19 protein-coding genes are annotated in these 25,843 nt (G+C 69.7%); 11 read left to right on the plus strand and 8 right to left on the minus strand.

Annotation, left to right across the window (positions count from 1 at the left end; genetic code table 11):
• The first annotated feature begins 107 nt into the window (after positions 1-107).
• From ACVTJA_RS00455 to ACVTJA_RS00470, 4 genes are read left to right on the plus strand one after another with little or no spacing between them, the layout of a single operon-like run.
• Positions 108-1,199, plus strand: a complete 1,092-nt coding sequence (locus ACVTJA_RS00455; RefSeq protein ID WP_465832800.1) for a glucose 1-dehydrogenase — start codon at positions 108-110, stop codon at positions 1,197-1,199.
• A gap of 36 nt (positions 1,200-1,235) precedes the next feature.
• Positions 1,236-3,101, plus strand: coding sequence for a glycoside hydrolase family 15 protein (locus ACVTJA_RS00460; RefSeq protein WP_465832802.1), 1,866 nt, complete (start codon positions 1,236-1,238; stop codon positions 3,099-3,101).
• 45 nt (positions 3,102-3,146) lie between these two features.
• Positions 3,147-5,216: a hypothetical protein gene (locus tag ACVTJA_RS00465; RefSeq protein WP_465832804.1), complete on the plus strand. Its 2,070-nt coding sequence runs from the start codon at positions 3,147-3,149 to the stop codon at positions 5,214-5,216.
• Positions 5,213-6,379: an MBL fold metallo-hydrolase gene (locus ACVTJA_RS00470; protein WP_465832805.1), complete on the plus strand. Its 1,167-nt coding sequence runs from the start codon at positions 5,213-5,215 to the stop codon at positions 6,377-6,379. The genes ACVTJA_RS00465 and ACVTJA_RS00470 overlap by 4 nt, the downstream gene beginning before the upstream one ends.
• A 12-nt stretch (positions 6,380-6,391) precedes the next feature.
• Here ACVTJA_RS00470 and ACVTJA_RS00475 read toward each other — a convergent pair whose 3' ends face one another.
• Positions 6,392-8,431 carry a hypothetical protein gene (locus tag ACVTJA_RS00475; RefSeq protein ID WP_465832807.1) on the minus strand — a complete coding sequence of 680 codons (2,040 nt, stop codon included), beginning with the start codon at positions 8,429-8,431 and terminating at the stop codon, positions 6,392-6,394.
• Between the two features lie 337 nt (positions 8,432-8,768).
• Here ACVTJA_RS00475 and ACVTJA_RS00480 point away from each other — a divergent pair, with 337 nt between their 5' ends.
• Positions 8,769-9,962 carry an SMP-30/gluconolactonase/LRE family protein gene (locus ACVTJA_RS00480; RefSeq protein WP_465832809.1) on the plus strand — a complete coding sequence of 398 codons (1,194 nt, stop codon included), beginning with the start codon at positions 8,769-8,771 and terminating at the stop codon, positions 9,960-9,962.
• Positions 9,963-10,016: 54 nt separating this feature from the next.
• Positions 10,017-10,535: a hypothetical protein gene (locus ACVTJA_RS00485; protein ID WP_465832810.1), complete on the plus strand. Its 519-nt coding sequence runs from the start codon at positions 10,017-10,019 to the stop codon at positions 10,533-10,535.
• A 60-nt stretch (positions 10,536-10,595) separates the two neighbouring features.
• Here the strand turns inward: ACVTJA_RS00485 and ACVTJA_RS00490 are convergent, their stop codons facing one another.
• Positions 10,596-11,027: a DUF6209 family protein gene (locus tag ACVTJA_RS00490; protein ID WP_465832812.1), complete on the minus strand. Its 432-nt coding sequence runs from the start codon at positions 11,025-11,027 to the stop codon at positions 10,596-10,598.
• A 156-nt stretch (positions 11,028-11,183) separates the two neighbouring features.
• Here ACVTJA_RS00490 and ACVTJA_RS00495 point away from each other — a divergent pair, with 156 nt between their 5' ends.
• From ACVTJA_RS00495 to ACVTJA_RS00505, 3 genes are all read left to right on the plus strand, one after another.
• Positions 11,184-12,311 carry an App1 family protein gene (locus ACVTJA_RS00495; protein ID WP_465832813.1) on the plus strand — a complete coding sequence of 376 codons (1,128 nt, stop codon included), beginning with the start codon at positions 11,184-11,186 and terminating at the stop codon, positions 12,309-12,311.
• Positions 12,312-12,535: 224 nt separating this feature from the next.
• Positions 12,536-12,703: a hypothetical protein gene (locus ACVTJA_RS00500; protein ID WP_465832815.1), complete on the plus strand. Its 168-nt coding sequence runs from the start codon at positions 12,536-12,538 to the stop codon at positions 12,701-12,703.
• Between the two features lie 154 nt (positions 12,704-12,857).
• Positions 12,858-13,781, plus strand: coding sequence for an ADP-ribosylglycohydrolase family protein (locus ACVTJA_RS00505; RefSeq protein WP_465832816.1), 924 nt, complete (start codon positions 12,858-12,860; stop codon positions 13,779-13,781).
• Between the two features lie 7 nt (positions 13,782-13,788).
• Here ACVTJA_RS00505 and ppk1 read toward each other — a convergent pair whose 3' ends face one another.
• Positions 13,789-15,948, minus strand: a complete 2,160-nt coding sequence (gene ppk1 / locus ACVTJA_RS00510; RefSeq protein ID WP_465832818.1) for a polyphosphate kinase 1 — start codon at positions 15,946-15,948, stop codon at positions 13,789-13,791.
• Between the two features lie 182 nt (positions 15,949-16,130).
• Between ppk1 and ACVTJA_RS00515 the strand changes: the two genes are divergently transcribed.
• Entirely contained in the window at positions 16,131-16,649 is a 519-nt protein-coding gene (locus tag ACVTJA_RS00515; protein ID WP_465832820.1) for a hypothetical protein, read from the plus strand.
• A 27-nt stretch (positions 16,650-16,676) separates the two neighbouring features.
• On the opposite strand, the gene ACVTJA_RS00520 is transcribed toward ACVTJA_RS00515, so the two are convergent.
• Entirely contained in the window at positions 16,677-18,893 is a 2,217-nt protein-coding gene (locus tag ACVTJA_RS00520; RefSeq protein ID WP_465832821.1) for a tryptophan synthase alpha chain, read from the minus strand.
• Positions 18,894-19,124: 231 nt separating this feature from the next.
• On the opposite strand from ACVTJA_RS00520, the gene ACVTJA_RS00525 reads away from it, so the two are divergent.
• Positions 19,125-21,413, plus strand: coding sequence for an ATP-binding protein (locus ACVTJA_RS00525; RefSeq protein WP_465832822.1), 2,289 nt, complete (start codon positions 19,125-19,127; stop codon positions 21,411-21,413).
• 12 nt (positions 21,414-21,425) lie between these two features.
• Here the strand turns inward: ACVTJA_RS00525 and ACVTJA_RS00530 are convergent, their stop codons facing one another.
• The 4 genes from ACVTJA_RS00530 to ACVTJA_RS00545 form a co-directional block, all read right to left on the minus strand.
• Positions 21,426-22,331, minus strand: a complete 906-nt coding sequence (locus ACVTJA_RS00530) for an MBL fold metallo-hydrolase (protein ID WP_465832824.1) — start codon at positions 22,329-22,331, stop codon at positions 21,426-21,428.
• A 172-nt stretch (positions 22,332-22,503) separates the two neighbouring features.
• A complete protein-coding gene (locus tag ACVTJA_RS00535; protein WP_465832826.1) occupies positions 22,504-22,998 on the minus strand; it encodes a cupin domain-containing protein in 495 nt (164 codons plus the stop codon).
• 150 nt (positions 22,999-23,148) lie between these two features.
• Positions 23,149-24,102 carry a TIGR02266 family protein gene (locus ACVTJA_RS00540; RefSeq protein ID WP_465832827.1) on the minus strand — a complete coding sequence of 318 codons (954 nt, stop codon included), beginning with the start codon at positions 24,100-24,102 and terminating at the stop codon, positions 23,149-23,151.
• A gap of 300 nt (positions 24,103-24,402) precedes the next feature.
• Positions 24,403-25,755, minus strand: coding sequence for an RtcB family protein (locus ACVTJA_RS00545; protein ID WP_465832828.1), 1,353 nt, complete (start codon positions 25,753-25,755; stop codon positions 24,403-24,405).
• Positions 25,756-25,843 lie beyond the last annotated feature (88 nt).

Raw genomic sequence — 25,843 nt, forward strand, 5'->3', positions numbered from 1 at the left:
ACCGGTGGACCGTCCGCCCCACCTTTGTGTGCGCGCCCGCCGCGCTTCCGGCAGGACTCACCGGCCGTGGGGGGCATGCGCCCTCGACGCCAAGGAGCTCTCCTCGCATGAAGGCCGTCGCCGTCTTCCCGAAGCAACGCGAGGTGCGCGTCATCGACGCCCCCGAGCCGCGGCTCCAGTCCCCCACCCAGGTGAAGGTGCGCACGCGCGAGGTGGGCGTGTGCGGCACCGACAAGGACATCCTCCATTTCAGCTACGGCACGCCGCCGCCCGGCTCCGACTACCTCATCGTCGGCCACGAGTGCCTGGGCGAGGTGGCGGAGGTGGGCAACGCCGTGCGGGGCCTCCAGAAGGGAGACCTCGTGGTGCCGCGCGTGCGCCGCCCCTGCCCGCACGCCACCTGCCCCGCGTGCCGGCACGGGCACCCGGACTTCTGCCTCACGGGCGACTACACGGAGCGCGGCATCAAGGACGCGCACGGCTTCTGCGCCGAATTCTTCGTGGAGGACGTGGCGTACCTGCACCGCGCCCCCACGGAGCTGCGCGACGTGGCGGTGCTCACCGAGCCGCTGACGATTGCGGAGAAGGCCCTGCGCGAGGTGAAGCGGATTCAGGAGCGGCTGCCGTGGAGGCCGGAGGTGGGGCGCGCGGTGGTGCTGGGGGCGGGGCCGGTGGGGCAGCTCGGCGTCATGGCGCTCCTGCGAAGGGGTTACGCCACCACGGTGTACTCGCGCAGCCCCAAGCCCAACGAGAAGGCGGCGGCCGCCGAGGCGGTGGGCGCTCCCTACCTCTCCTCCAAGGAGGTGTCCCCGGAGGAGCTGGTGCGCCGGGCCGGCGCGGCGGACCTGGTCTACGAGGCGACGGGCGCGGCGAAGGCGGCCTTCGACTCGCTGAAGGCGCTGGCGCCCAACGGCGTCCTTGTCTTCACCGGGGTGCCCTCGCACGGGCAGGAGCTGACGCTGGACGGGGCGGAGCTGATGAAGCAGCTGGTGCTGCGCAACCAGGTGGTGCTGGGCACCGTGAATGCGGCGGACTCGGACTTCGCGGCGGCGTTGGAGGATTTGGGTCGCTTCCGTGCTCGCTGGCCGGGCGGGCTGGAGCGGCTCATCACCGCGCGCCATCCGCCCGAGGACTTCTACGACGTGGTGCTGGGCAAAAAGGGTGGCGGCGGCATCAAGCACGTCATCACTTTCGGGTGAGCACCGGGCACCGTACACGAGGCGAGGAGACGTCGCATGGCACCGGGGACGCAGCAGCAGGGCACCGTGACGGGCGGCTCGGTTCCCATCGAGGACCACGGCATCATCGGCGACCTGCGCACGGTGGCCTTGATTGGGAACGAGGGCACGCTCGACTGGCTGTGCTTCCCCCTCTTCGACAGCCCCAGCGTCTTCGCCGCGCTGCTGGACGCGGAGAGGGGTGGCCACTGGCGCATCGCCCCCGAGCCCGACGGGGTGATGAAGAAACAGTTCTACTGGCCGGACACCAACGTGCTGGTGACGCGCTTCTACACGCCGGACGGCGTGGGCGAGCTGGTGGACTTCATGCCCATGTCGCGACACGGGCGGAAGTACGAGCGCGAGGTGCTGCGCCGCGTGCGCGTGGTGCGCGGGGAGATGCGCTTCGCGCTGGAGTGCTTCCCGGCCTTCAACTACGCGCGCGACACTCACGAGACGCGCCTCATCCACGGCGGGGCGTGCTTCTCGTCGAAGACGCTGGAGATGACGCTGTCCTCGTCGGTGCCGCTGCGCAAGGAGGGCCGGGGCGTCAGCGCGCACTTCACGCTGCACGAGAATCAGTCCGCCGTCTTCACGCTGCGCGAGGGGGCGCGGCTGTCATGCCAGGAATTGGTGCACAGCCACGAGTCCGCGGAGGTGCTCTTCCGCGACACGGTGGACTACTGGCGCCACTGGCTGTCGGGGTGCAACTACCGGGGCCGCTGGCGCGAGACGGTGCAGCGCTCGGCGCTGGTGCTGAAGCTGCTGACGTACGAGCCGACGGGGGCGATTGTGGCGGCGCCCACGTGCAGCCTGCCCGAGTTCCCCGGGGGCACGCGCAACTGGGACTACCGCTACTGCTGGCTGCGGGACGCGGCGTTCACCGTCTACGCGTTCATGCGCATCGGCTTCAAGCAGGAGGCGGCGGCCTTCATGCGTTGGGTGGAGGCGCGCTGCGCGGAGTACGGAGACGGGCCGCTGCCGCTGATGTTCAAGCTGGACGGCGGCCGCGTGCCGGACGAGGAGGAGCTCACGCACCTGAGCGGCTACGGTGGGGCGAGGCCGGTGCGGATTGGGAATGCGGCGGCGGACCAGTTGCAGCTCGACATCTACGGCGAGCTGATGGACTCGGTGTACCTGTCCAACAAGTACGCGGCGCCCATTTCGTATGACTTCTGGCGGCACCTGCGGCGGATGGTGGACTGGGTGTGCAACCACTGGAACCAGCCGGACGAGGGCATCTGGGAGGTGCGCGGCGGGCGGCGGCACTTCGTGTACTCGAAGCTGATGTGCTGGGTGGCGGTGGACCGGGCGATTCGGCTCGCGGACAAGCGCAGCCTGCCGGCGGACCGGCCCCGGTGGCTGGCGGTGCGCGACGCCATCTTCGAGGAAATCATGACGCAGGGCTGGAGTCAGCAGCGCGGGGCCTTCATCCAGGCGTATGACCGCGAGGCGCTGGACGCGGCGAATCTGCTGATGCCGCTGGTGTTCTTCCTGTCGCCGGTGGACCCGAGGATGTTGTCCACGCTGGACCGCATCCGCCGCCCGCCTTCTCAAGGCGGCCTGGTATCGGACGGGTTGGTGTTCCGCTACGACGTGGACGCGACGCTGGATGGGATTGCGGGCCGCGAGGGCACCTTCAACCTGTGCAGCTTCTGGCTGGTGGAGGCGATGACGCGCGCGAGTGTCGCGAGGCCGGATTTGTTGGAGGAGGCACGGCTCACCTTCGAGCGGATGCTGGGCTACGCCAACCACGTGGGCCTGTACGCGGAGCAGACGGGCATGTCAGGCGAGGCGCTCGGCAACTTCCCGCAGGCCCTCACGCACCTGTCCCTCATCAGCTCCGCGTACAACCTGGACCGGACGCTGGGCGGGAGGGACTGAAGGGGAACGGGGCGGCGCGGAACCGTGTTAAGGAATCGGTCCGTCATGCTCGAACAGGGTGATCCACTGGTGATGGCGGCCAACGCCGCGCGTGTGCTCGAGGCGCTGAAGAAGCACGGCCGCTTCTGGGTGACAGGCGCGCCTGGAGCCGGACGCTGGGGGCTCGCGCAGCAGGTTCGGGAGCAACAGGAGCGGGTTCATCTCATCCAGTTGCCACCCATGGATGACCCTGACAGTGCGGTGCACGGACTTCTCCAATCCGCGTCGGTGCTCGGGCAGGACGCGCTGCGAGACGCGGCTGCCGGGCCCACTCCTCTTCGGCTCAGGGCTCAACGCGTGGCGGAGCTCCTGGCAAGGGAAGGGTGGACACTGGCCGTCTACCTTCCGGGCTCATGGGCCTTCAGTCGCCGGGTGAAGGACCCGGCCGGACTCATCCATCAGCGGCAGGGACAGGAGCTGCTCGAGGGATGGGTCGCTGCCCGGGAGCTGAAGCTCGTCTTGCTGACCGCGCCACTGGCGCCTCCCGTGATGCCTTCCTTCCTGGCGTCACTGCCCGCGGCGGCGCGCCTTGCGCTGCCATCGCAGAAGGCCTCGCGCGAGCTGCTCGGGAATCCTGATACCTGGGGAGGGTACGCCGAAGCCGCGGACCGGCTTCAGCGCGCGATGGATGCGGACCTGGATGTGACTCCGCTCCAGCTTCGCCTGATGGTGGCGCTCGTCCATCTGGGAGATGAGCCCGACTCCTTGCTCCAGCAGGTTGCTTCTTCGCGGAGCGTTCACGCCCGGGCGGACCTCGACGCGTTGGAGCTCCGCCTCGAAGGCGCTCTACACCGGCCAGAGAATGATGCCTTGCGCAGGGGGCTTCACCGCTTCCTCCAGACGCGGTTCCCCCTCCCTCTCGAAGAGGCTCAACGGCTTTCGATGTTTTCGAACGCCGACATGCCATTGCTGAGCCGCTGTATCGGCTCCGCCACGGATGTCGTGCGGGTAGACGAGCGGGTCCGTAGGATGCTGCTTCGCCTGACGGAGGACTCCTCTCATCTGGCGGAGCCGGAAGCCCATTTCGAGCTGGCTTCCTTCCATCGCCAGAGGGATGGCGTGCTCGGGGTCGAGCAGGCGCAGGGAGAACAGGTGCTGCACTGGCTGGAGAAGGTGCACCACCTGGGGCACGCAGGGGAGAGAGGTGCACAGGAGTGGTCTGCTCTGAGGCTCACGGCGCGTGAGTTCTTCTGGGACCGCGCCCGTGCGCTGAGCATCGAACAGCGCGACCATCTGGGCGCGGCGGCCATCTATCAACAGTGCATCGACCGGGTCGATACCGAGGACGCCTACTCCTGGCACTATCTGGGCTTCAACCTCGACCGGGCTGGCCAGCAGCGGCAGCGGGCAGAGAAGGCCTTCCAGGAAGCCATCCGCCTGGACCCGAGCAATCCCTGGTGGAACAGCCGGTGGGTGACCTTCCTCATCGAGCAGTCCCGATTCCGTGCGGCCGAGGATGAGTGGCGAGCACTTCAGGAGCGGGTCGACCCCGATGGAACGCTGGTGCGTCGCGGGCCCTCGCTCGCTCTGAACGTGCATCGGTGGGTGGTGCAGTCCTGGTTGGACAGAGGTGAGGTGGAGCGGGCCCGCCGCGTGTTCAACGGCATTCCGCTGGAAGTCGTGGAGCAGCACCGAAAGCTCCAGGAGCTTCGTCAGTCGTTGGAGGATGCGGAGGAGGTGCGCCAACTGGGTGAGCCCGTCTATCCAGCGAGCACGCCCGTGGAGCTTCGCTGGAAGGAGCCGCTCTTCCTGGAGCCCGTCAGCCCGAGTGGCTCCAGGCTTCGTGAATGGTTTCCGGGGCGAGTCGTTCGCTCCAGTACGGAAGGTGTCAGCGTCGTGGTGGCGACTCCCGACGCACAGCCCGAGTCGCGTCAGGTGGTCGTCAAGCAGTTGTCCCGCAAGCAGTGGCACCGGGCGACCGGTACCGCGGGGTTGCCTCGCGCCGACACCTTCATCGAAGTGGGGACGTACGAAGACGGCGTGCTGCGCATCGTGCTTCTCCCGAACGACATGGCGCTCCGTCCACGGCAATTGATGGCAGGACAGCCTCTTCGTTACTTGAGGCGCTGGGCGTGACGACGCTGACAGCGTTGGAGGAACTGAAGTCCCTGCGGAGGGAATGGCTCCACGTCTTCGTGGCTGGCCCTGGCCAGGGTGAGGGCATTGCCGTCGCCCTCCCTGAGCGGGGCTGGTTGCTCATTGATGGGTGTGCAACGTCGGCGGGGCGTTTCCCGCTGGAGGCCATTCTCCAGCGCTGGCGTGCACCGTCGGATGACCCCGTGCAGTCGATGGTGCTCACGCATCCCCACGAGGACCATGTCGAAGGGCTGGCCGAGCTTCTGGAGGTGTTGTCTCCCGAGCAGGTCGCCGTGACGGCGGGTGCCTCTGTGGGAAGGACGCTCGTGCATGTGGCACAGGCGCTGATTCGCGGTGCTTCTGAAGCGAACACCGGCAAGCGGCTCCTGGCTCGGAAGGTCATCGCCGCCGTGAGTGCGATTGAGCGTTGGGAGGAACTGCACCCTGGAAGGTTGCTCGGGCTCACAGACGGGCAGCGCCTGCTTTCGCGAGGCAACGTCCAGGTGCATGCGCGTGCCCCGGACGAGCCCGGGCTGACGGAGTTCCTGAGCTCAACGGGGCTCGGCCGTCGCCTGCGCGAAGAGGCCAACCACGTCAGCCTCGTGCTGGAGGTGTGCTTCGGGATGCTCCGCCTCGTGCTGACCGGAGACCTCCCCTTCCTGAGCAAGAAGGGCGGAGCCCCGGTGCCCACGGGCTGGCAGGCCGTGTCCGCGCGGCATCCCCACCTGGGAAGTCATCATGGGCTGAAGGTGCCGCACCATGGCTCGCCTGAAGCCATGCACGAGGGGTGGATGACGCCTCGTGCAGACCCTACGCGAGCCTGGCTTGTCACGCCGTATAACAGCTCGGACCTGCCACGGCTCACTCGGCTGGAAGGACTGCCGCGCCTGCTGGAGCATGAACCGCAGGTGCTCCTGACGGCTGTGCCCGCGAGCAAGCGCGTCCAGGCAAACCAACAAGTGGGGGGCCGCATCGCATTGGCCCAGTTGGTGGACCGACAGGCGAAACAGAAGGCCGGCAGTTCCTTCCTGGACGGAGGGACGGTCATCCATCCGGGCAGTGCCGTGGATGTACTGGACCCCATCTGGTGTGTGGCCTTCGACTCGAACGGCATCATCCAGGGACGCTGGTACGGACGTGCCGCGCTCGCGGTAACGCCCTGACCGCCAGGCGCGCTACGCCCCGAGGAACTCGCCCCACGCCCCGGGCGTCACGATGCCCATGAGGCGCACGCTCAAGTCGCCCTTGCTGTGCACCACCACGTCCAGCGCGTCGAGCAGTCGCGGGTCGTCCGCGAAGTGGCGACGCTTGCGCTCCACCAGCAATTCGAAGTCCGGCAGCATCACCTCGCGGTCGTCCTTCGGCAGGCGCCGTATGGCCGCGCGCGCCCGCTCCACCTGTCCCTTCTCCGGTTCCCAGGTGTCCTGGACGACGGCGTTCCACGCGGTCATCGCCAGCGACAGAATCACGAAGAGCTCGTCCTGCGGGTCGGGGGAGGATTCCATGTCCTGAAGCAGGGGCGCGGCGAACTCGAGCAGCGTCTCCGACACCTTCCGCGTGGGCACCTTGCGACTTGGGGGCTTGGAAGGCGCGACGCGCAAGCCGGAGGACTTCGCCGGCAACGCCTTGCCCACGTACTCGCCGCTGAAGAGCGGGAGTGGAATCTCCAGCCGCACGCGGACGTGCTGGTCGCCTACGCGAAGCTCCACGTTCGCCTCGCGCTCCTCTGGCCGCGCGGACACCAGGGCCAGGGCCACCGCGGTCGCCGCCAGCACCTCCTCGGCATTGGCCAGGTGCGGCGTGTTGCGCTGCACGCGCGTCAGCTCGGGGACGAACGGCAGGCCCGTCACCTGCTGGACGGCCTTCACCGCCCAGGACGGCTCGTCCTCCAGCGTCACTCCCAGCGAGTCCGGGACGAGCGTGCCCACGCCCCCTCCGAGAGGGCCGGACCGGGCCATGCGCTCCACGGAGCCCGCCCGGTCGAAGAGCGCGAAGCCGAACTCCTGGCCTCCGCCGCCCAGGACGGACAGCTCGTACGTGCCCTTCACGCTGCCCTCGAGGTGGACGGTGAAGACCTCCTCGTTGGTCCACAGCTCCCAGGGCTCCTCGCGGATGAGCTCCGCCAGGGCCAGGAGGAGCGCGTCGACGAGCTCGAGCGGTAGGACGGCCATGCCCCTGGGGCCCCAGTACGTCTGGACGGCCAGCACCGCGCGCAGCTTCGCGACCCCCATGGGCATGGGTCGCGCCGAGTAGCCGAACGCCGCGCCAGTGCGCGCGAGCCGGGCCTCGCAGTAGCGGGTACGTCCCTCCAGTGCGCGGGCGAGCGCCTCCAGCCCCTGCGCATCCTTGCGCTCCACCACGGGCGCGAGCAGCTCTCCGTCGCCCGCGGCGGCGACGTAGACGGAGGCACGTCCGTCCGCACCCATGTCGAGGGGACCGAGCTTGAAGACATAGGCGGAGCCGGGTTCGAGAGGCTCCTCCGCCTTCGCGGAGGGCCGGCGCGGCCGTCGGCCCGCGGCATCCTGGAAGGCACGGCGGCGCGGGCCCGTGAGGAACGGGTCGAGCAGCTCGGAGATGGGGAGGTCGGGCAGCTTCGGCTCGGCGAGGAGCAGCTCCATCAGGCGCTGGCAGAGGAAGGGTGCGAGGCGCCGCGACTGTCGGCGGTGGCCCTGCACGTCCCCTGCGGGAGTTCGGCGCGAGAGCTCCAGGCGCGCATCCGCGACGAGGTGCGCGGAGAGGGTGAGCGGCACGAGGGCCGCGTTCCCCACCAGCTCCAGGTGCTCCCCGGCGGGCATGACCCAGGTCACCATGACGTCATGGCGGGTGACTTGCGCGGTGAGGCTCTGCTCCCGCACCTCCAGCACCTCGTCGAGGAGCAAGTCCCTCAGGCGCAGCCCCGTCCCGAAGCGCACCTCCTCCACTTCGAAGACGGAGCACCAGGAGTCGGCCAGGGCCTGCAGCAGGGCGCGCTCCGCGCGAGGCAGGCGGGAGCTCTCCTTCAGGAGCCGACGGTCCGCGGCGGTGCGGCCCTCCTCATCCTCACGCCCGTGGAGGAGCCAGGTCGTCAGGGCCGCGTCCAGCCACGGGAACTCCTCGGCGTCCCACGACTTCGGGAAGTCGGCGCGCGCCTGGGCCGCCAGCTCGGGCTCGGAATCGGCAAAGGCGCGCAGCGCGGTCAGCGCGCGGCCGAAGGCATGGGCACTCCAGGTAGTCATGCTGCCACACTACCTGGTGGGGTACTTTTGGGATGTGAAGAAGTGAGCCCGCTGCCTGGAATCGACGGCTATCTCACGCTGAAGGAGCGCCACTGTTGGCGAGGTGCCGCGCCTCACTCCATGGGCACTCACGCACCTGTCCCTCATCAGCTCCGCGTACAACCTGGACCGGACGCTGGGCGGGAGGGACTGAAGGGCGGTGCCAGAACCAACCCGCTCCGGCCTCCGTACTCACGGCGCGCTGGTGGTCCGCCCTTCCACGCGGTGGTCCGCCGGCTCGACAGAATGACTCCCAGTCACTTATACGTGACTCCAGGTCATTTCCCACGAGGCACGCATGGCCGCAGCGACTCCCGCCGTTCCGTCCCCGTCTCCTGCTCCTGGCAGTCCGCGCCGGGGCTCGACGGCGCTCAAGGTGGTGGGCGGCGTGGCCGCGCTGGTGGTGCTCGCGGCGGGCGGCCTGCGCCTGCGCTACGGCGGCGGTGAGCCGTACCCGGACGTGACGGGCATGCCGCTGTTGCCGGACAGCGCGCTGGAGGTGGCGGCGCAGAGTCCGGAGCCCATCGGCAACGTGGCGGTGTCCTCCACGGGGCGGCTGTTCTTCACCATCCACCCGGAGAGCCGCCCCGAGGGCACGAAGCTGCGCGAGTGGGTGGACGGCAAGGCGGTGCCGTTCCCCAGCGCGGAGCTCCAGGCGAAGCTCTTCGAGACGCCGCTGGGCATCACCATCGACCAGAAGGACAGGCTCTGGGTCATCGACCACGGCAACCACGGCATGGGCAAGCCGCGGCTCGTGGCCTTCGAGTTGTCCACGGGCCACATCGCGCACGAGGTCGTCTTCCCACCCAACGTGGCGCCGCCGGGCTCGCTCCTGCAGGACCTGCGCGTGGACCCGAAGGGAGAGACGGTGTTCATCGCGGACGTGGCCTTCTGGCGGCGCAAGCCGGGGCTCATCGTCTACGACGTGGCCGGGCAGAGCGCGCGCCGCGTGCTGGACGGGCACGTGTCTGTCTTTCCCCAGGACTACATCATCCGCAATCCCATCAAGGACATGGTCTTCTTCGGTGGGCTCGCCGCGCTGAAGGCCGGTGTGGATGGCATTGCCATGGACCCGTCCGGCGAGTGGGTGTGGTTCGGGGCGATGAACCACGACACCCTGTACCGGGTGCGCGCCGCCGACCTGAAGGACGCGTCGCTCACCGAGATGGAACTGGAGAAGCGTGTGCAGGCGGTGGGCCGCAAGCCGCTCAACGACGGGCTGAGCGCGGACGTGGAGGGCAATGTCCTCATCACCGACGTGGAGCACGGCGCGGTGCTGCGCATGAGTCCGCAGGGCCGGCTGGAGACGCTGGTGAAGTCGCCGCGCATCCGCTGGGCGGACGCGCTCAGCCACGGGCCGGACGGCTGGGTGTACCTGGCGGACAGCGCCATTCCGCACATGATGCTCCAGTCGAAGGAGCACATCGCGGCGAACGCGCCGTACTTCATCTACCGCTTCAAGTCCGGCATCGCGGGCGTCGCCGGCATGTGACTGTCAGACGCCTTCCGTGGCCTCCGTCCGGGCAGCGCACCGGAGGACACCGCCATGGGAGACCCACGCAATCCGAAGCGGGCGAACGAGCCCTGGAACACCGAGCGCCTGCGCATCTCCGAAGTGGAGGTGCGCGCCCTGGCTCCGTGGGTGACGGTGTCGGGAGGCTGGGCCTGGCACTTCATGGCCCCGCCGCACGAGGAGCTGAAGCTCTTCCACGACCACAAGGACGTGGACCTCTTCGTGGAGCCCTCGCGCTTCCCCGAGCTCGTGCCGGTGCTCACCGCGCGCGGCTACCACCGCATCTGGACGCGCTTCGACGCCACGTCCACGCACTTCTACCGCTACGCGCGGCACGACGCGGGTGGGAAGGTCATCCTGGATGTCTTCGTGCGGCGCGTGCCCTCGGTGGAGGCCGGCGGCGTGCGCGTGGTGGACCCGGCCACGCTGCTCACCTTCTACGGCGACATCCACAGCACGGATGACTGCGTGTCGGTGCTCGCCGCGCGCCGGCTGCTCGCGCAAGGCCACAGCCCCATCGGTCGCGCGGAGCTCGTCACCCGGTGCCACTGAGGCAACGCAACCCCGGGAGCGCGAGAGGCACACCCTCTTCGCGCTCCCGGCGTCTTCACGTCACTGCACGTTGAAGTGGAAGTTGTTGCCGTAGTTCGAGTCCCACGCCTGGCAGCCCCAGCGGTTGGTGTTCTGGAACCAGATGGCCAGGTCGCCCTTGGTGTTGAGCGGAATGGACGGCGCGGGCGCGCTCGGGTCGGACTTCAGGCCGGCCACCCAGAAGCTCTGCACCGGGCCGCCGTTCACCTGGTAGTAGCCGTAGATGCTCCAGCCCGGCGTGGTGGCGTTGATGTCACCACGGCACTGGGAGAGGCGGTCGATGCTGTAGTTGATGGCCGCCGTCTTCCCGTAGGGCAGCGGGTTGGAGGACGCGAACACGTTCCAGCCCTGCGACGGCGACTGGAAGGTGATGCTCGGGTTGGTCTGCGAGACGGCGACGGCACCGGCGAGCAGCGCGACGGCGAGGAACCAGCGGGTGGGATGACGCAGCAAGACAGGCCTCCGGGTTGAGGGGGGAACCGCATTGTCGATACGGATGCTGTACCCGTTGCCGGTTGTGTTGTCCCGGGGTCGCTCCTGGTGGGATTGCTCCGCGAGGGCTCCAGAGTCCTCTACAGTCCTGATTCGACTCTCATTACGCCCCGCGCCATGGCCGACTTCTTCCCCGCCTTCTACCGCTTCGCCGTCCGCATGGACGCGCACTACGACGCACTGAGCCGAGGTTTGCGTCAGAAGCTGGGCATTGCCCCGCCGCTGCGAATCCTCCCGTACCGGGGCTATGGCACCGCCGAGCGCGCCGTCATCAAGGCCCGCGTCCTCGAGGACAGGCACGTGCGCCCGCCGCAGCAGCGGCACACGCTGGTGGGCAGCGCGATTGCTTCCTACAAGCGCTACATGACGCGCGAAATCGCCGGCGCGCACGTGGCGGTGCGCTGGGGCGACAAGCGCTGGGAGGGCGTCACCGACGAGGAGGGCTTCCTCGAGCTGTGGGTGCCACCGCCCGAGGGCGTGCGCTCCGGCTGGCACATGGTGGAGCTGGAGTTGCTGTCACCGGATGCGCAGGGCGTGCCCCGCGTGGCGGCGCCGGTGCGAGTGGCGGGGCGCGGCGCGGAGTACGGCGTCATCAGCGACATCGACGACACCGTCATCGTCACCGGCGTCACCAATCCGCTGAAGCGCGCGTGGGCGCTCTTCCTCACCGAGCACCGCGTGCGGCTGCCCTTCCCCGGCGTGGATGCCTTCTACGCGGCGCTCCAGGGCGGACGGGGCGGGGCGGCGGACAACCCCATCTTCTACGTCTCCAGCAGCCCGTGGAATCTGTACGAGCACCTCGACGAGTTCCTCGCCCTGCACAAGATTCCCCCGGGGCCGCTGCTCCTGCGCGACTGGGGCCTGTCTCGCCACGGCTTCGCGCCGGGCGGTGGGCACGGGCACAAGCTGGAGAAGATTCGCGGGCTGCTCGACACGATGGAGCGCCTGCCCTTCATCCTCATCGGCGACAGCGGACAGGAGGACGCGGAGCACTACCGCACCATCTGCCGCGAGTACCCGGGCCGCATCCTCTGCGTCTACATCCGCAACGTGCCCGGCCATCCGCGCCGCGCGCAGGAGCTGGAGAAGATTGGCGCGGACATCCGCGAGGCCGGCAGCCAACTGCTCGTCGTGGATGACACCACCGCCGCGGCGAGGCACGCGGCCCGCTCCGGGTGGATTGACTGGCGCGAGGTCCACGAAGTCGAAGCACACCGCAAGGAAGACGCCTCCCGCGGGTTGTGAGGTGTAAACGACCCTGAGTCATTTCCAGAGATGCGGAAAAACAGCGCCCTCACTTGAATTCAGGTCTTCAAGTGTGGCAAAGGCGCGCCACGTTTTCCGGGACATCCCCGTGTCCCTCCTCCTCCTCTGGAAATGAGTCTCTGCGTGGCAAGCTTGTGCATTCGTTTCGCTGGGCGCTCTCCGCGTTACTGCTGGGCGCGTGTGGTCCGACGGAAGTCGCCGAAGTGCCCGAGCTCGGTGAGAGCTCGCAGGCAGTCCTCTGTCCGTCGCCCCCGCCCGCGTCCGGCGACAGCGTGGACGGTACGGCCTTCCTCGGCCCGCTGAGCGTCAACGGCTCGGTGCCGCGGACGTACCGCGTGGCAGTGTTGCAGCACCTCACCCACGAAATCTGAGCCGTGCTCAGGAAATGTGAGTGATTGGGGACGCCGGTGCTCGCTTCAGGGGGGGCACCGGCGTCACCGTTTCACGGCAGCGGCGAGGGGATAGGCTCGGCACGTGGCGGAGTGATGACCGGGCACTCAATGTCCATATGCCTGGAGCATGCGCATGAGAGATAGCCCCCCGAAGCCCATGGACTCCGATGCGCGACTGGCGCGAGCCCTCGTCTCGTTGGAGGGCCTGTCCGTTGGGGATGCCTTCGGCGAGCGCTTCTTCGGACGGCACGAGGTGGTGCAGCCGCTGGTGGAGCAGCGTGTCCTGCCCCGCGCGCCGTGGGCCTGCACCGACGACACGGAGATGGCGCTGTCCGTGGTCCAGGTGCTGGAGGACCACGGCCACATCGACACGGACGCCCTGGCGCTGCTCTTCGCGAAGCGCTACCGCCGCGACAAGAACCGTGGCTATGGCGGCACCGCGCACGACATCCTGCAGAAGATAGGCCTCGGCCTGCCCTGGCGTGAGGTGTCCTCAGAGGTGTTCGAAGGCCAGGGCTCCATGGGCAACGGCGCGGCCATGCGCGTGGCTCCGCTGGGGGCGTACTTCGCGGGGGACCTGGCCCGAGTCGCCTCCGAGGCGCGCGCGTCCTCGGAGGTGACGCACATGCACCCGGAGGGACAGGCGGGCGCCATCGCCATCGCGGTCGCCGCCGCGTGGGCATGTCAGTGGCCGGAGACGCGCGGTACCGCGCAGCAGCTCTTCGACTTCGTGCTGGACGCCACACCCGCTGGGACGACGCGTCAGGGATTGGAGCAGGCCCGGGCCTGGCCGCTGGATGCCACGCCCTCCTCGGCGGCGCGCACGCTGGGCAGCGGGCAGAAGGTGCTCTCCGAGGACACCGTGCCCTTCGCCGTGTGGTGCGCGGCCCGGCACCTCGACTCCTACGAGGAGGCCCTCTGGTGCACGGTGGCGGGCTTCGGAGACAGGGACACCACCTGCGCCATGGTCGGCGGCATCGTCGCCCTGAGCGCGGGCCACGCCTCCATTCCCCGCACGTGGCTCGCCGCGCGTGAGCCCCTGCGCCGACGGGTGTGACGCCCCATCACGGCAGCGGCCGGCCGCCCTGGAACTGCGCCATGCGCGTGGCGCGCTCCATCATCTCGCTCTGGGCGGAGCGCTTCTCGTTGGGAGACGGCGGGGTGCGGCGCTTCCACGAGCCGTCGGCCGCGAGCTCCCACGCTCCGGAGTTGTCCGCGAGGCAGCGGTCCAGCATGTCGCGCACCTGCGCGGCCAGCATGGGGTCCTCCACCGGCGCGAGGACCTCCACGCGGTGGTCCAGGTTGCGTGGCATCAGGTCCGCCGAGCCGATGTAGCAGCGCGTCTCCGCGCCCCGCTCGAAGAAGTACACGCGCGAGTGCTCCAGGAAGCGGCCGAGCAGGGACACCACGCGGATGTTCTCGGACACGCCGGGCACTCCCGGGCGCAGGCAGCAGATGCCGCGCACGTTGAGCTCCACCTTCACTCCGGCTCGAGACGCGTCATACAGCGCGCGGATGATGATGGGGTCCACCAGCGCGTTCATCTTCATCTGGATGCGCGCCGGGCGCTCCAGCGTGTGCGCCATGATGGTGCGTTTGATTTCCTCCAGCAGCCCCTCGCGCATGTTGAGCGGCGCCACCAGCAGCTTGCGGAACGTCTTCGGCCGCCCGAAGCCGGTGAGGTAGTTGAACACGTCCGCCACGTCCGCGCCGATGTCCGGGTCCCTCGTGAAGAGCCCCAGGTCCGTGTAGAGGCGCGCCGTCTTCGGGTTGTAGTTGCCCGTGCCGATGTGCACGTAGTGCCGCACCCGCTCGCCCTCGCGCCGGACGATGAGGATGGCCTTCGCGTGTGTCTTCAGCGACGGAATCCCATACACCACGTGGACGCCCGCCTCTTCCAGCGCGTTGGCCCACTTGATGTTGGTGCGCTCGTCGAAGCGCGCCTTGAGCTCCACCATGCACACGGCCTGCTTGCCGTTCTCCGTCGCCGTAATCAGCGCGGGCACCAGCGGAGAGCTGTCCGACGTGCGGTACACCGTCTGTTTGATGGCCAGCACGTCCGGGTCCGCCACCGCCTCGGTGACGAAGCGCTCCACGGAGGAGCCGAAGGACTCATACGGATGGTGGACGAGCAAGTCCCCGCGGCGCATCGCGGACAGCACCGTGCCGCCGTCCTGCACGTCCGCGTCCGGACGCAGGCGCGGCTGGGTGACGGGCGCCCACGGCGGGTCCTTCAGCTCCGGGAAGCCGGGCCCGAAGGCGATGGCCGCCAAATCAGACAGGCCTACGAGCCCGCGCTCCTCGTACACCTGCCGCTGCTCCAGCCCCAGCGCCTCCACCAGCGGCTCCAGCAGCTTGGGGGGCATGCCGGCCTGCACCTCCAGCCGGATGACGTCGCCGAAGCGGCGCTGGCGCAATTCCGTCTCCACCGCCTTGAGCAAATCCTCGGCGTCCTCGGACACGGTGAAGTCCGCGTCGCGCGTGACGCGGAAGACGCCCCACGACAGCACCTGCATGCCGGGGAAGAGGTCCGCCAGGTGCTGCGCGATGACCTCCTCCAGCGGGACGAAGACGTTGCCCTTCAGCGGCAGGAAGCGGGGAATCAGCTCCTTGGGCACCTTCACCCGCGCCACGCTCTCCTCGTCCGCCTCCGGGTCTCTCAGCAGCACCGCGAGGCTGAGCGACAGGTTGGAGATGTAGGGGAAGTGCCGCCCCAGGCCAATGGCCAGCGGGGTGAGCACGGGGAATATCTGCTCGCGGAAGCGCTGGTCCACCTGCTGGCGCTGCTCGGCGTCCAAATCCTTCGCGGAGAGGATGCGCAGGCCCTTCTCCGCCAGCGCGGGGCGCAGCACCTTCTCGAAGCAGTCCGCGTGGCGCTGGCCCTGCTCGAAGATGCCCTGGTGCAGCTTGTCGAGGGTGGTGCTCGGCGACGCGCCGTCCGGCACGAGCCGCGCCACGTTGCCGCGCACCTGCTCGTGCAGGCGCGCGACGCGAATCATGAAGAACTCGTCCAGGTTGCGCGCGTAGATGGAGATGAACTTCAGGCGCTCCAGCAGGGGGATGTCCGGAGACTCGGCGAGCTGCAGCACCCGGTCGTTGAAGGCCAGCCAGGACAGCTCGCGGTTGAAGAACAGCTCTGTGTCCACCACTTCCGTGCCAGCGGGGAGGACATCTCGCTCCACTGGCTTCTGGGTGACACCACGCCCGCCACCGCGCTTCGCCATGATTCCGTTGCTCCTCTTGAACGCCTTATGGGGACGATGTAGCAGTTGCGTGACCCTGCTTTTGAAACTTCCCTGTGACCTGGGGAGGCAGGCCTCCAGGCCATCTAGTCCTCGGGTGGTGGGAGGCCAGTAGGAAAGGTGGGGTGGCGTGGACTTTCTTGCATCCGTGTTGTGAGGTCCGCATGTCAGGCGACGTGAGCGCGACAGAATCCCCGTTGAAGGCCGTTCCCTCGCAATCGGATGCCTCGGGCCTCTTCACGGCCTTCCAGGAGGGCCGGCCGGCGCCGCGAGGCCGCTGGGCCATGGCGCTGCTGGCGGCCCTGGTGCCGGTGGCGCTGGGTGTAGGCTTCTGGGCCCTGGCGAAGAACGAGGAGCACACCTTCCGCCTCATCACCCCGAACGGCATCAAGTCCGTGCGCGGCGGCATGACGACGGACCAGGTGGTGGCCCTGCTCGGCCGCCCGATTACCCTGGAGCGCGACGACCGCGGCGCCGAGTGCTACCGCTACGGCCAGCCCAACTTCATCAACCCGCAGTTCCTCATCTACCGGGTCTGCTACGAGGACGGAAAGCTGCGCGACGTGACGCAGCACAAGTTCTCCGCCTGGTCCGTGGACCCGTCCACCGGCACCTTCGCCGCGCCCGAGAGTGGGGCTCCGGCCGGTGGCGCGCCCGCGGCCACGCCCTCGTCCGAGGGCTGAGCGCCTGTCCTCCTGGCAGGCCCGGCCTCACTCGCGGCAGTCCGAATCCGCGGCGTCCGCCTTCCCATCCGCGTCGTTGTCCGCGCCGTCCGTGCAGTGGCCCGCTTCCGTGGGCGCGTACTCGCTGATGTGGAGCGTGTAGCGGATGGGCGTGTCCTGGTCCGGGTTGGCCAGGCCGTCCACCACCACCAGCACCGTCTGGCCCTGCTCCAGCTCCAGCTTCACCGCGGGCGAGCTTTGAGCGTTGGCGTTCGGATTGGAATCGCAGCCCAGCTCCGTGCCCCGGCATCCGGTGAGGACATAGAGCGCGTTGCCCCAGCCGCCCGGCGAGGTGTCGAAGACGAAGGTGCCCGCGCGCGGCGCCGTCCACAGGTGCGCGCGGTCCTGCTGCATGAGCGCGCCGCACGTGCCCTGGAAGCCGTCTCCGGAACCCGCCGTCTCCCCCAGGAAGGTGACGGGCAGCGCGCTGCCCAGGTCGTGGTGCGCGCAGCCGCGTCCACCGCAGCCCGGTGTGCCATGGCAGTCCGTGTCCGCGCAGTCCACCCAGCGGTCCCCGTCGTTGTCCATGTTGTCGAAGCAGGCGCCGGCCTCGCTCGCGCGCAGCTCGTCGATGTGCAGCTCGAAGTAGCCCGCGCTGAAGCGGTCGCTGCTCGGCGAGTCCGCGACGACGAGCACGGACTGTCCCTGCTCCAGCGGTACCGTGACGCGCGCGCCGCCGCCGTAGCTGACGCCGTCCATGGCGCACGCCAGCTCCTTGCCGCCGCATCCGTCGCGACGTACGGAAATCAGTGAGCGCAGCGCCGAGCGTGCCGTGTCGAAGGTGAAGGTGCCGCTCTTCGGCGCCGTCCAGCGGAAGCCCCGGTCCGGTGCGGGCCGGCCCCCGCACGTGGCCACGTGGTCATCTCCCGCGTACGCCGTGGAGCCCTTCACCGTCACCGGCAGCGCATTGCCGAGGTCCCTGTCCACGCAGAGGGCTTGCGTGGAGGCACAGACATTGGGTACGCCCGTGGCACCGCAAGCCTCGGGCGCCGTGCACGTGCCGCAGTCCAGTGTGCCTCCGCACCCATCGGGTACCGAGCCGCAGTTCTTCCCGAGCAGGCCACAGGTATACGGCCGGCACGCGGACGCGCCGCAGACGTTGGCCGTGCCTCCGCTCCCGCACGTCTGTCCCGCCGCGCATGTGCCGCAGTCCAGCGAGCCGCCGCACCCGTCCGGTACGGTGCCGCAGTTCTTCCCCAGCGCCTCGCACGTCGTCGGAGTGCAGGGCGGCCTGCCGCAGACGTTGGGCACGCCCGCTCCGCCGCACGTCTCGGGCCCGCTGCACCCGCCGCAGTCGAGCACGCCGCCGCACCCGTCGGGTACCGAGCCGCAGCTCCGTCCCAATGACTCACACGTGGCCTTCGTGCACGCGCCGCCGCCGCAGACGTTGGGCTCGCCGCCTCCGCCGCACGTCTGTCCAAAAGCACAGGTGCCGCAGGACAGCAGCCCGCCACAGCCGTCCGGCAGGCTGCCGCAGTTCCTTCCCAATGACTCACACGTGGCCGGAGTACACACGCCGCCTCCGCACACGTTTGGCACCGAGTCCCCGCCGCATGTCTGTCCTTCAGGACACGTGCCGCACTCGAGCATGCCGCCGCAGCCGTCGGACACGGGCCCGCAGTTCTTGCCCAGCGACGCGCACGTCGCGGGGACGCAGGCATCCGCGCCGCACACGTTGGGCGCACCGCCACCGCCGCACGTCTGTCCCGGGCCACAGGCACCACACTCCATCGTGCCGCCGCACCCATCCGGCACGGTGCCGCAGTTCTTTCCCAGTGCCGCGCAGGTGTCCGGAACGCACGGAGGCTGACCGCAGACATTCGGCGTGCCCGCGCCGCCACACGTCTCGGGCGCCTCGCACGTGCCGCAGTCGAGCACCCCACTGCATCCGTCCGACACCTGTCCGCAGTTGCTTCCGAGGGACTCGCAGGTGACGGGCACGCAGGGGCCGTCGGAGCACACGTTGTGACGGCCGCCGCCTCCGCACGTCTGCCCTTCGGGGCAGGTGCCGCAGTCCAGCGTGCCGCCGCAGCCGTCGATGGCGATGCCGCAGTCCATGCCCTGCGAGGCGCACGTCATGGGCTCGCAGTGGGAGCGCTGCCGGGAGTCGGCTGCGTCCTGGGTGGCCCGCGTGTCGGTGCACGCCGCCCACAGCGACAGGAAACACGCCCAGAACCACGCCGCCCGACGTCCTTCGCTCCGCATGTCCGCCCGCCGCACCCGGAAACCGCCGCCCGCGTCACAACGTGGTGTCGCGCGCGCTTCGTGCCCAGCACCCACGCGACGCGTCTGGTGACGGGTGGACAGACGCGCGCGGCCCCGCAGCGCCCACTCGCCGACACTGCGCCACCCGGTGGCACGGCTGGGCGTGGGGCGTCGCGCCCTCCACCTTGCTCGCGGCCGAGCCGGACGTTGCAGCAACCAGGGGGAGGCGGAGTGGGGCGCCCGTGGACGTTCACGCAGCGCATTGGCGCGGGCTTCTTCGCCCTGCTGCTGGTGGCGCTCGTCCTGGCGGGCACCTCGGTGGTGGCGCTGTTGTCCGTGCGGAGCAACAACAAGGCCCGCATCCTCGACCTCTCCATGGACCTGCTGGAGGTGGAGCGCCTGCGCCGCGCCTTCAGCGACAAGGTCTCCAGCGGGCGCGGCTACGCGTTGTCCGGAGACCCGCTCTTCGAGCAGGACATGTCCATCGCGCGCCAGCGCTTCATCGCCACGTACGAGCGGCTCAAGCCGCGCCTCGACGGCGAGCCCGTGGCCGCGCTGCTGGAGTCCGCCGTCCACGCGGAGTTGGAGCATGAGGAGGCCGTCCAGACACTGGTGACGGCCGCGGACAACCGCCTCGACCGCAAGCAGTTGGAGAAAATCTTCGAGGAGCGCGTGGGCCAGACGCGCCAGCGCGCCTTCGATGCCCTGAGGCTCCTCGCGGAGCGCAGCGAGGAGCGCCTGTCACGGGGCATCCAGGAGGCGGTGGATGCGGACGAGCGCGTCCTCGTGCTCATCCTCCTCGCGGCGGGACTGGGGCTGACGGTGGCCGCGGTGCTGGCGTGGGTGCTGACGCGGCGGCTGCGCCCGCTCCAGCGCGAGGCCGAGGTCAGCGCCCGCCGCTTCCAGTCGCTCGTGGAGGGCGTGCAGGACTACGCCATCTACCTGCTCGACGCGCAGGGCCGCGTGGCGAGCTGGAACCCGGGCGCGCAGCGCATCAAGGGCTACAGCGAGCGCGAAGTCCTGGGCAGGTTCGCATCCATCTTCTACCCGCCCGAGGCCGTGCGCGCGGGGCAGCCGGAGATGGACCTGGCGCGGGCCCGGAGGGACGGGCGGCTGCGCACGGAAGGGTGGCGCGTGCGCAAGGACGGCACGCGCTTCCTCGCGGAGGCCATCATCACCGCGTTGCATGACTCGAATGGACGGCTGCAGGGCTTCGCGCACGTCTCGCGCGACATCACCGAGCGCCGCAGGACGGAGCAGACGCAGCGGCTGCTCGCGGAGGCCGGGCGCCTGTTCCACCAGTTCCTGGACCCGGACCTGACGGTGGCGGAGCTGGCGCGGCTGATGGTCCCCGAGGTCGCCGACGTGTGCATCCTCTACCTCCTCACGCCGTCGGGCGAGCTCATGCCGCGCTCCGTGAAGCATGCGGATGCGGACAGGGAGCAGTGGTTCTTGGATTTGGTGCGGCGCTACCCGCCGCCTTCCGAGGCACCGGGTGGCGTCTGGGAGGTCCTGCGCTCGGGGCGCTCGGAGCTGGTCAGCGTCCTCCCGCCCGAGATGCTGGTCCGTGGCGCGTCGGGCCCGGACCACTTGTCGGTGATGCAGAAGCTGGGCCTTCACTCGTATCTCGCGGTGCCGCTGCGCGTGGGCGAGCAGACGCGCGGCGTCTTCGTGCTGCTGTCCATTTCTCCGGACCGGCGGCTGACTGCGACGGACCAGGTCTTCGTGGAGGAGCTGGCGGGACGCGCGGCGCTGGCGCTGGACAACGCGCGGCTGTTCCGTGAGGCACAGGACGCGGTGGAGCTCATCGGCGTGGCGGCGCACGATTTGGGCAACCCGCTCAACACGCTGCAACTGCTGCTGCGCCGGCTGCACCGCATGGAGCTGCCACCGGGAAGCGACAAGCTGCGCGAGGGGCTGGGCACGGCGCTGAAGCAGACGCAACGGCTGGGGCAGCTCCTTCACAACCTGTTGGACCTGTCGCGGCTGTCGTCGGGGAAGCTGGTGCTGGACGTGGCGCCGGTGGACCTGGCGGAGCTGGCGCACGAGGTGGTGGAGCGCTTCGCGGAGCAGGCGGAGGAGGCGGGCTGCAAGCTGATATTCGACGCGGAGCTGGGGCTGGTGGGGCGGTGGGACCGGCTGCGGTTGGACCGGGTGGTGACGAACCTGCTCTCCAACGCGCTGAAGTTCGGCAAGGGGCGCCCGGTGGAGGTGCGCGTGGAGCGCACGGTGGGGCAACGGGCTCGGCTGCGGGTGAGGGACCAGGGGCAGGGCATCGCCCTCGAATCACAGCGACGCATCTTCAACCGCTTCGAGCGCGAGCCCTCCGCCGGCAAGCACGCGGGCTTCGGCCTGGGGCTCTACATCGTCCGGCAGTTGGTGGAGGCGCACGGCGGCATCATCCGCGTGGAGAGCACGCCGGGCGAGGGCGCGTGCTTCGTGGTGGAGCTGCCGTTGATGCAACCCGGCGCGGAGCTGGGCCCGGACGTGGAGCATCCGGGGCCACCGGAGCCGGCGTGAGCCCAGGGCGGCTCACACGTGCAGCGTGGACTCCGTCTGGGGCGCGAGGAAGCTGCGCAGCGGGGACTCGCCGGGGGCCTTCTCGCGCTCCTCGAGCAGCTCGAACTCCAGCGAGTCGTGCGCGCAGAACACGGTGACGTCGCGGCCATGGAACTGCACCAGCTCGCGCAGGCGGCGCAGGTTGTGCCAGCGCATGTACCCGTCCTTCTGCATGAGCTTCTGGTAGAAGCGCAGGCCCGGCGTGCAGCGGTACCGGTCCGGGTCCATCTCGCCGTGGTAGAAGTACGCGTCTCCGGCGTGCAGCAGCCAGCCGTCATCGGACTGGATGGCCACGCCCGCGTGCCCCAGCGTGTGCCCCACCAGCGGCACCAGCAGGATTTCCGGCGGCAGGCCCTTCAAGTCGCGCACGCACTCGAAGCCGAACCAGCGGTCCGCGCCGCCGCCGGTGGGGTACGTCACCCAGTTCTCCTCGTGAATCCACTGCAGCGGGCGGAAGCGGCGCCTGTCCAGCGGCGTGGCCTGCGCGCTGGCCTGGAGGTACTCGTCCGCGAGCAGGTGCACTCGCGCGTGCGGGAAGTCGTCCAGGCCGCCGGCATGGTCGAAGTCGAGGTGCGTGAGGACGATGTCGCGCACGTCCTCGGGCTTGAAGCCGAGCCGCTCGATTTGACGGATGGCGGTGGACTCCTCGATGAGGCGGGGCCGGCACAGCACGTCGAGGAACAGCGGCGCGAGGCGCGGGCGCGGGTGCAGCACGTCCTGCAGGCCGAAGCCGGTGTCCACGAGGATGAGGCCGCGAGAGCCTTCCACCAGTAGGCAGTGGCAGGTGAGTGCCGCCGGCCCGGCGAAGCCCTTCCGCCCGTCCATCAGCCGGCGACCAGGCGGGCACATGGTGGTGCAGTTCAGGTGGTGGATGCGCATCGCTCCGGCTCCTCGGCGTGGGGCCCTCTGGGGGGCCGCTCGGGTCCGGAGCAAAGGTGCGCTGTGGGCTGCTGGTGAGGAATCCACCGACACCCGGGAGCCCGGAGGCTCGCCTGCCCGAGTGCCGCACGGGCGGGACGGTTCAGGGGCTCACGGCTCGGAGCCCGTCGGCTCAGAGCCGCTGCAGGTTCTCGACGGTCCGCTCGCCGCGGACGTTGCCGGTGTTGAGGGTGGAGGCGGGCTCGAAGAGGAGGACGTGGACCTCTTCCTCGGCCACGGGCCGGTGCTCGACGCCGCGGGGGATGATGATGAACTCGCCGGGCTTTACGTCCACCACGCGGTCCTTCAGCTCCATGCGCAGGTGGCCGTGGAGGACGAGGAACAGCTCGTCCTCGGCGTCATGGTGGTGCCAGACGAAGGGGCCCTGGAGCTTGACCAGCTTCACCTGCTGGCCGTTCAGGTCTCCGACGACCTTGGGAGACCAGTGCTCGGAGAAGAGGGCGAGCTTCTCGGCGAGGTTGACCTTGTCCACGGAGGGCGGGGCGGCTTCGGCGGTGGAAGGCACCGGCTCGGTGGAGGCGGTGTCCGCGGCTTCGGAGCGGCGGCGCGAATCCCAGCGTGGCGGCCGGGCGACGGTGACGGTGGAGCTCCGGGTGGGCGTACTCATGCCAGTATCGACCCCTTCTGCGTCGCTGCAATGGCTCGCGCCATGACGTCCCCTCGCATTGTCTGGCTTTTGCGAAGGATAGTCCCGAAGGTTGTTTGTGTGCAGCGGGAACCGGTCGAATAGCGGACGGATGGACGCGCGAATCGTCGCTCAGTCCGGGAAGAACATCGGGTCTCGCGTGGTGACGAAGGTGGAGATGGCGTGGGCCACCTCGGAGGCGAGGCCGGTGAACTGCACACCCACGCCGGGCATCAGCTCCGGAGTGCGGGGGTTGGACTCGCGCACCCAGCGCACCACGCCCGTCACCTTCATCGGCCGGCCGCCGGGCAGCGTGAAGTCCAGCTCCACCTGCGTGCCGCGCGGCACCGGGTCCACCGTGGCGATGAAGACGCCGCCCTCGCTGATGTCCATCGAGAAGCCGGTGAAGAAGTTCGAGTCGCTGCGCATGTCGATGGACGTGTGCATCCGCACCCGCCCGTTGCGCCGTGCGTCCACCGAGCTCTCGGACCCCGAGGGCCGCGCGCCCTTCGGAATCATGGCGGGCGGAACCGCCGGAGCCGGCGCGGTCGGCGTCCCGCGCGCCCGGGCCTGCTCCGCCTGACGCGCCCTCGCGGCCTCCTGCTGCGCCCGAGCCGCCGCCTCCTGCCTGGCCCGGGTGCGAGCCGCCGCGGCCTCCACCTGGAGCTTCACCACCGTCTCCGCGTCGGCCACCGCGCGCGCTACCTGCGCGGCCTGCTCCTGGTGGGCCTTCAGCGCGGCCTGCATCTCCTGGCCTGCTCTACGCCGGGCCTCCAGCGCCGCCTGACGCGCCGCCAGCGCCCGCTCGCGCGGGGCTTCCACGTCCAGGGGCGGCACCACCGCCGCGTCCAATTGCGCGGCCTGTTCGCCCAGCGACGGGTCCGCGTCGGGCTCGGCCTGCACGCGCTCCAATGCGGCGCGCGTCTGGTTCAGCCGTTGGGCCAGGGCGGAGGCCTCGGCGGCGGCACGGGCGAGTTGCTCGGCGAGACGCGCCTCGTGGGAGGACAGCTCGGTCTCGGCGCGAGTCAGCTCCGCCTCGCGGGAAGGAGCCGCGGGCGGACGGGCAGCAGGGGACGGCGAGGTCATTCTCGGAGACTCCAAGGGCGCCCACTGTAGCGTCCCCGGCCCGCCCTCACGAGCCCCACGAGTTCCGCTCCGACTCCATACCTGGGGAGTGCGGACCCACCCTCCCCCGAGGGCAGGCGGCCAGACGTCCGGTGTCCGGGATTCCCGGGGCTTACGGGGCGTGTCCCGCGTCCCCTCGGCCCGTGGCCGGGCGGAATGAGCGTTCATTCCACGCCTGCCGACCGCCGAGGCGTCCTGCCGGTGGAATGAGCGTTCCTTCCACCTGGACCGCCAGTCGGGAGGGCCCGGCCACAACCGGAGTCAGTCCGCGCCCTTGATGCAGGCCACGGGCTTCAGCCGGTGCGCCACGCGGGCGAGCCCCGCCATCTCCACCGTCTCCAGCACGTCGTCCAGGTTCTTGTAGCAGGGCCCGGACTCGTCGAGCGGCGTGTTGCGCGTGTTGAGGAGGATGCCCGCCTCGGCCATGCGCTTGTCGGTGACCTCCTGCTTCAGCACGCGCCGCGCCTCGCCGCGAGACAGCCGGCGGCCGGAGCCGTGGTTCACCGAGTAGATGGACTTCTGTGCCCCGGCTTCCGCGAAGAGAATCGCGCTCCCCGTCTCCATGGAGCCGGGGATGAGAATCGGGTGGCCCGTCTTCTCCCACGGCGTCTTCTTGAGCGCGGGGTGGTTCGCGGGGAATGCACGCGTGGCGCCCTTGCGAGCGACGAACTTCCCGGCCTCCTTCTGGATGAGGTTGTGGGAAATCTCGTAGTACACGCTCGCCGTGCCGCCGAAGACGTCCTCGAGCGCGGCGCACACGGCCTCGCCGATGATGAGCCGGTTGGCCACGGCGAAGTTGGCCGCCATGTTGTGCAGGTTCCAGTACTCGCGGCCCAGCGCGCTCTCCGCGTCCAGCCACACGAAGTCCTCGCTGCGGCTCTTGAGGCCGAGCCGCGCGGCGCCCTCCACGAAGAAGTGCTTGGCGATGTTCCACCCGAAGCCGCGGCTGCCGGTGTGCAGCATCACCCAGACGCGCCCGTCCTGGTCCACCTGCATCTCGGTGAAGTGGTTGCCGCCGCCCAGGCTGCCCAGCTGGTCCCTCTTGCCGAAGGCGCGCTCGGGGATGTCCACCCGGTCGTCCTCGACGGGGATGAAGTCGCGCTCCGTCACCGCCGAGCCGCGGCCCAGCGCCTTGGCGCCATGGCGCACGACTTCGGCGAAGGTGCGGTCCGTCACCTTGCGCTGCTTCTGCACACGGCTGGCGCCCACGCCCACGGCGATGCGGCGCGTGACTTCGTCAATCCACTTGCGGCGCTTGACGGGGTCGGCGACGTCCTCGGCCATGAGGGTTGTCTGCAATTGCACCATGCCGCAGCCAATGTCGTAGCCGGCGGCGGTGGGCAGGAGGATGCCGTCCGTCTCCACGACGGTGCCGATGGGCACGCCGTAGCCCACGTGACAGTCGGGCGTGACGGCGACGCGGGTGACACCGGGGAAGGACGCGGCGTTGACCACCTGGTCGAAGACGGCGTCCTCCAGGCCGGGCTGCTCGGGGCCCTCGCCCCAGAGCAGCTTGTCGGACAGGAAGAGGTCCGCGTCGACCTTCATCGTCTTGGTCTTCGGCAGGACGTAGTGGCCCTCGGCGGCCTTTTCCAGACGTTGTTTCCAGCTCATGGCTTGAATCCCCCGGACAGGGGTGAACACGCGGCAGCGACGGGGGCGTCCGGAAGAGACTGACTCCGGACACCTGAAAAACAGCTCG

It is taken from the genome of Pyxidicoccus sp. M6 (assembly GCF_055568925.1).

Excerpts from the sequence above, each read along its gene's own strand:
- ACVTJA_RS00475 (WP_465832807.1), bottom strand. The coding sequence starts at position 8,431 with ATGACTACCTGGAGTGCCCATGCCTTCGGCCGCGCGCTGACCGCGCTG.
- ACVTJA_RS00535 (WP_465832826.1), bottom strand. The coding sequence starts at position 22,998 with ATGAGTACGCCCACCCGGAGCTCCACCGTCACCGTCGCCCGGCCGCCA.
- ACVTJA_RS00485 (WP_465832810.1), top strand. The coding sequence starts at position 10,017 with ATGGGAGACCCACGCAATCCGAAGCGGGCGAACGAGCCCTGGAACACC.
- ACVTJA_RS00505 (WP_465832816.1), top strand. The coding sequence starts at position 12,858 with ATGAGAGATAGCCCCCCGAAGCCCATGGACTCCGATGCGCGACTGGCG.
- ACVTJA_RS00465 (WP_465832804.1), top strand. The coding sequence starts at position 3,147 with ATGCTCGAACAGGGTGATCCACTGGTGATGGCGGCCAACGCCGCGCGT.
- ACVTJA_RS00460 (WP_465832802.1), top strand. The coding sequence starts at position 1,236 with ATGGCACCGGGGACGCAGCAGCAGGGCACCGTGACGGGCGGCTCGGTT.
- ACVTJA_RS00495 (WP_465832813.1), top strand. The coding sequence starts at position 11,184 with ATGGCCGACTTCTTCCCCGCCTTCTACCGCTTCGCCGTCCGCATGGAC.
- ACVTJA_RS00540 (WP_465832827.1), bottom strand. The coding sequence starts at position 24,102 with ATGACCTCGCCGTCCCCTGCTGCCCGTCCGCCCGCGGCTCCTTCCCGC.
- ACVTJA_RS00545 (WP_465832828.1), bottom strand. The coding sequence starts at position 25,755 with ATGAGCTGGAAACAACGTCTGGAAAAGGCCGCCGAGGGCCACTACGTC.
- ACVTJA_RS00480 (WP_465832809.1), top strand. The coding sequence starts at position 8,769 with ATGGCCGCAGCGACTCCCGCCGTTCCGTCCCCGTCTCCTGCTCCTGGC.
- ACVTJA_RS00530 (WP_465832824.1), bottom strand. The coding sequence starts at position 22,331 with ATGCGCATCCACCACCTGAACTGCACCACCATGTGCCCGCCTGGTCGC.
- ACVTJA_RS00520 (WP_465832821.1), bottom strand. The coding sequence starts at position 18,893 with ATGCGGAGCGAAGGACGTCGGGCGGCGTGGTTCTGGGCGTGTTTCCTG.
- ACVTJA_RS00455 (WP_465832800.1), top strand. The coding sequence starts at position 108 with ATGAAGGCCGTCGCCGTCTTCCCGAAGCAACGCGAGGTGCGCGTCATC.
- ACVTJA_RS00515 (WP_465832820.1), top strand. The coding sequence starts at position 16,131 with ATGTCAGGCGACGTGAGCGCGACAGAATCCCCGTTGAAGGCCGTTCCC.
- ppk1 (WP_465832818.1), bottom strand. The coding sequence starts at position 15,948 with ATGGCGAAGCGCGGTGGCGGGCGTGGTGTCACCCAGAAGCCAGTGGAG.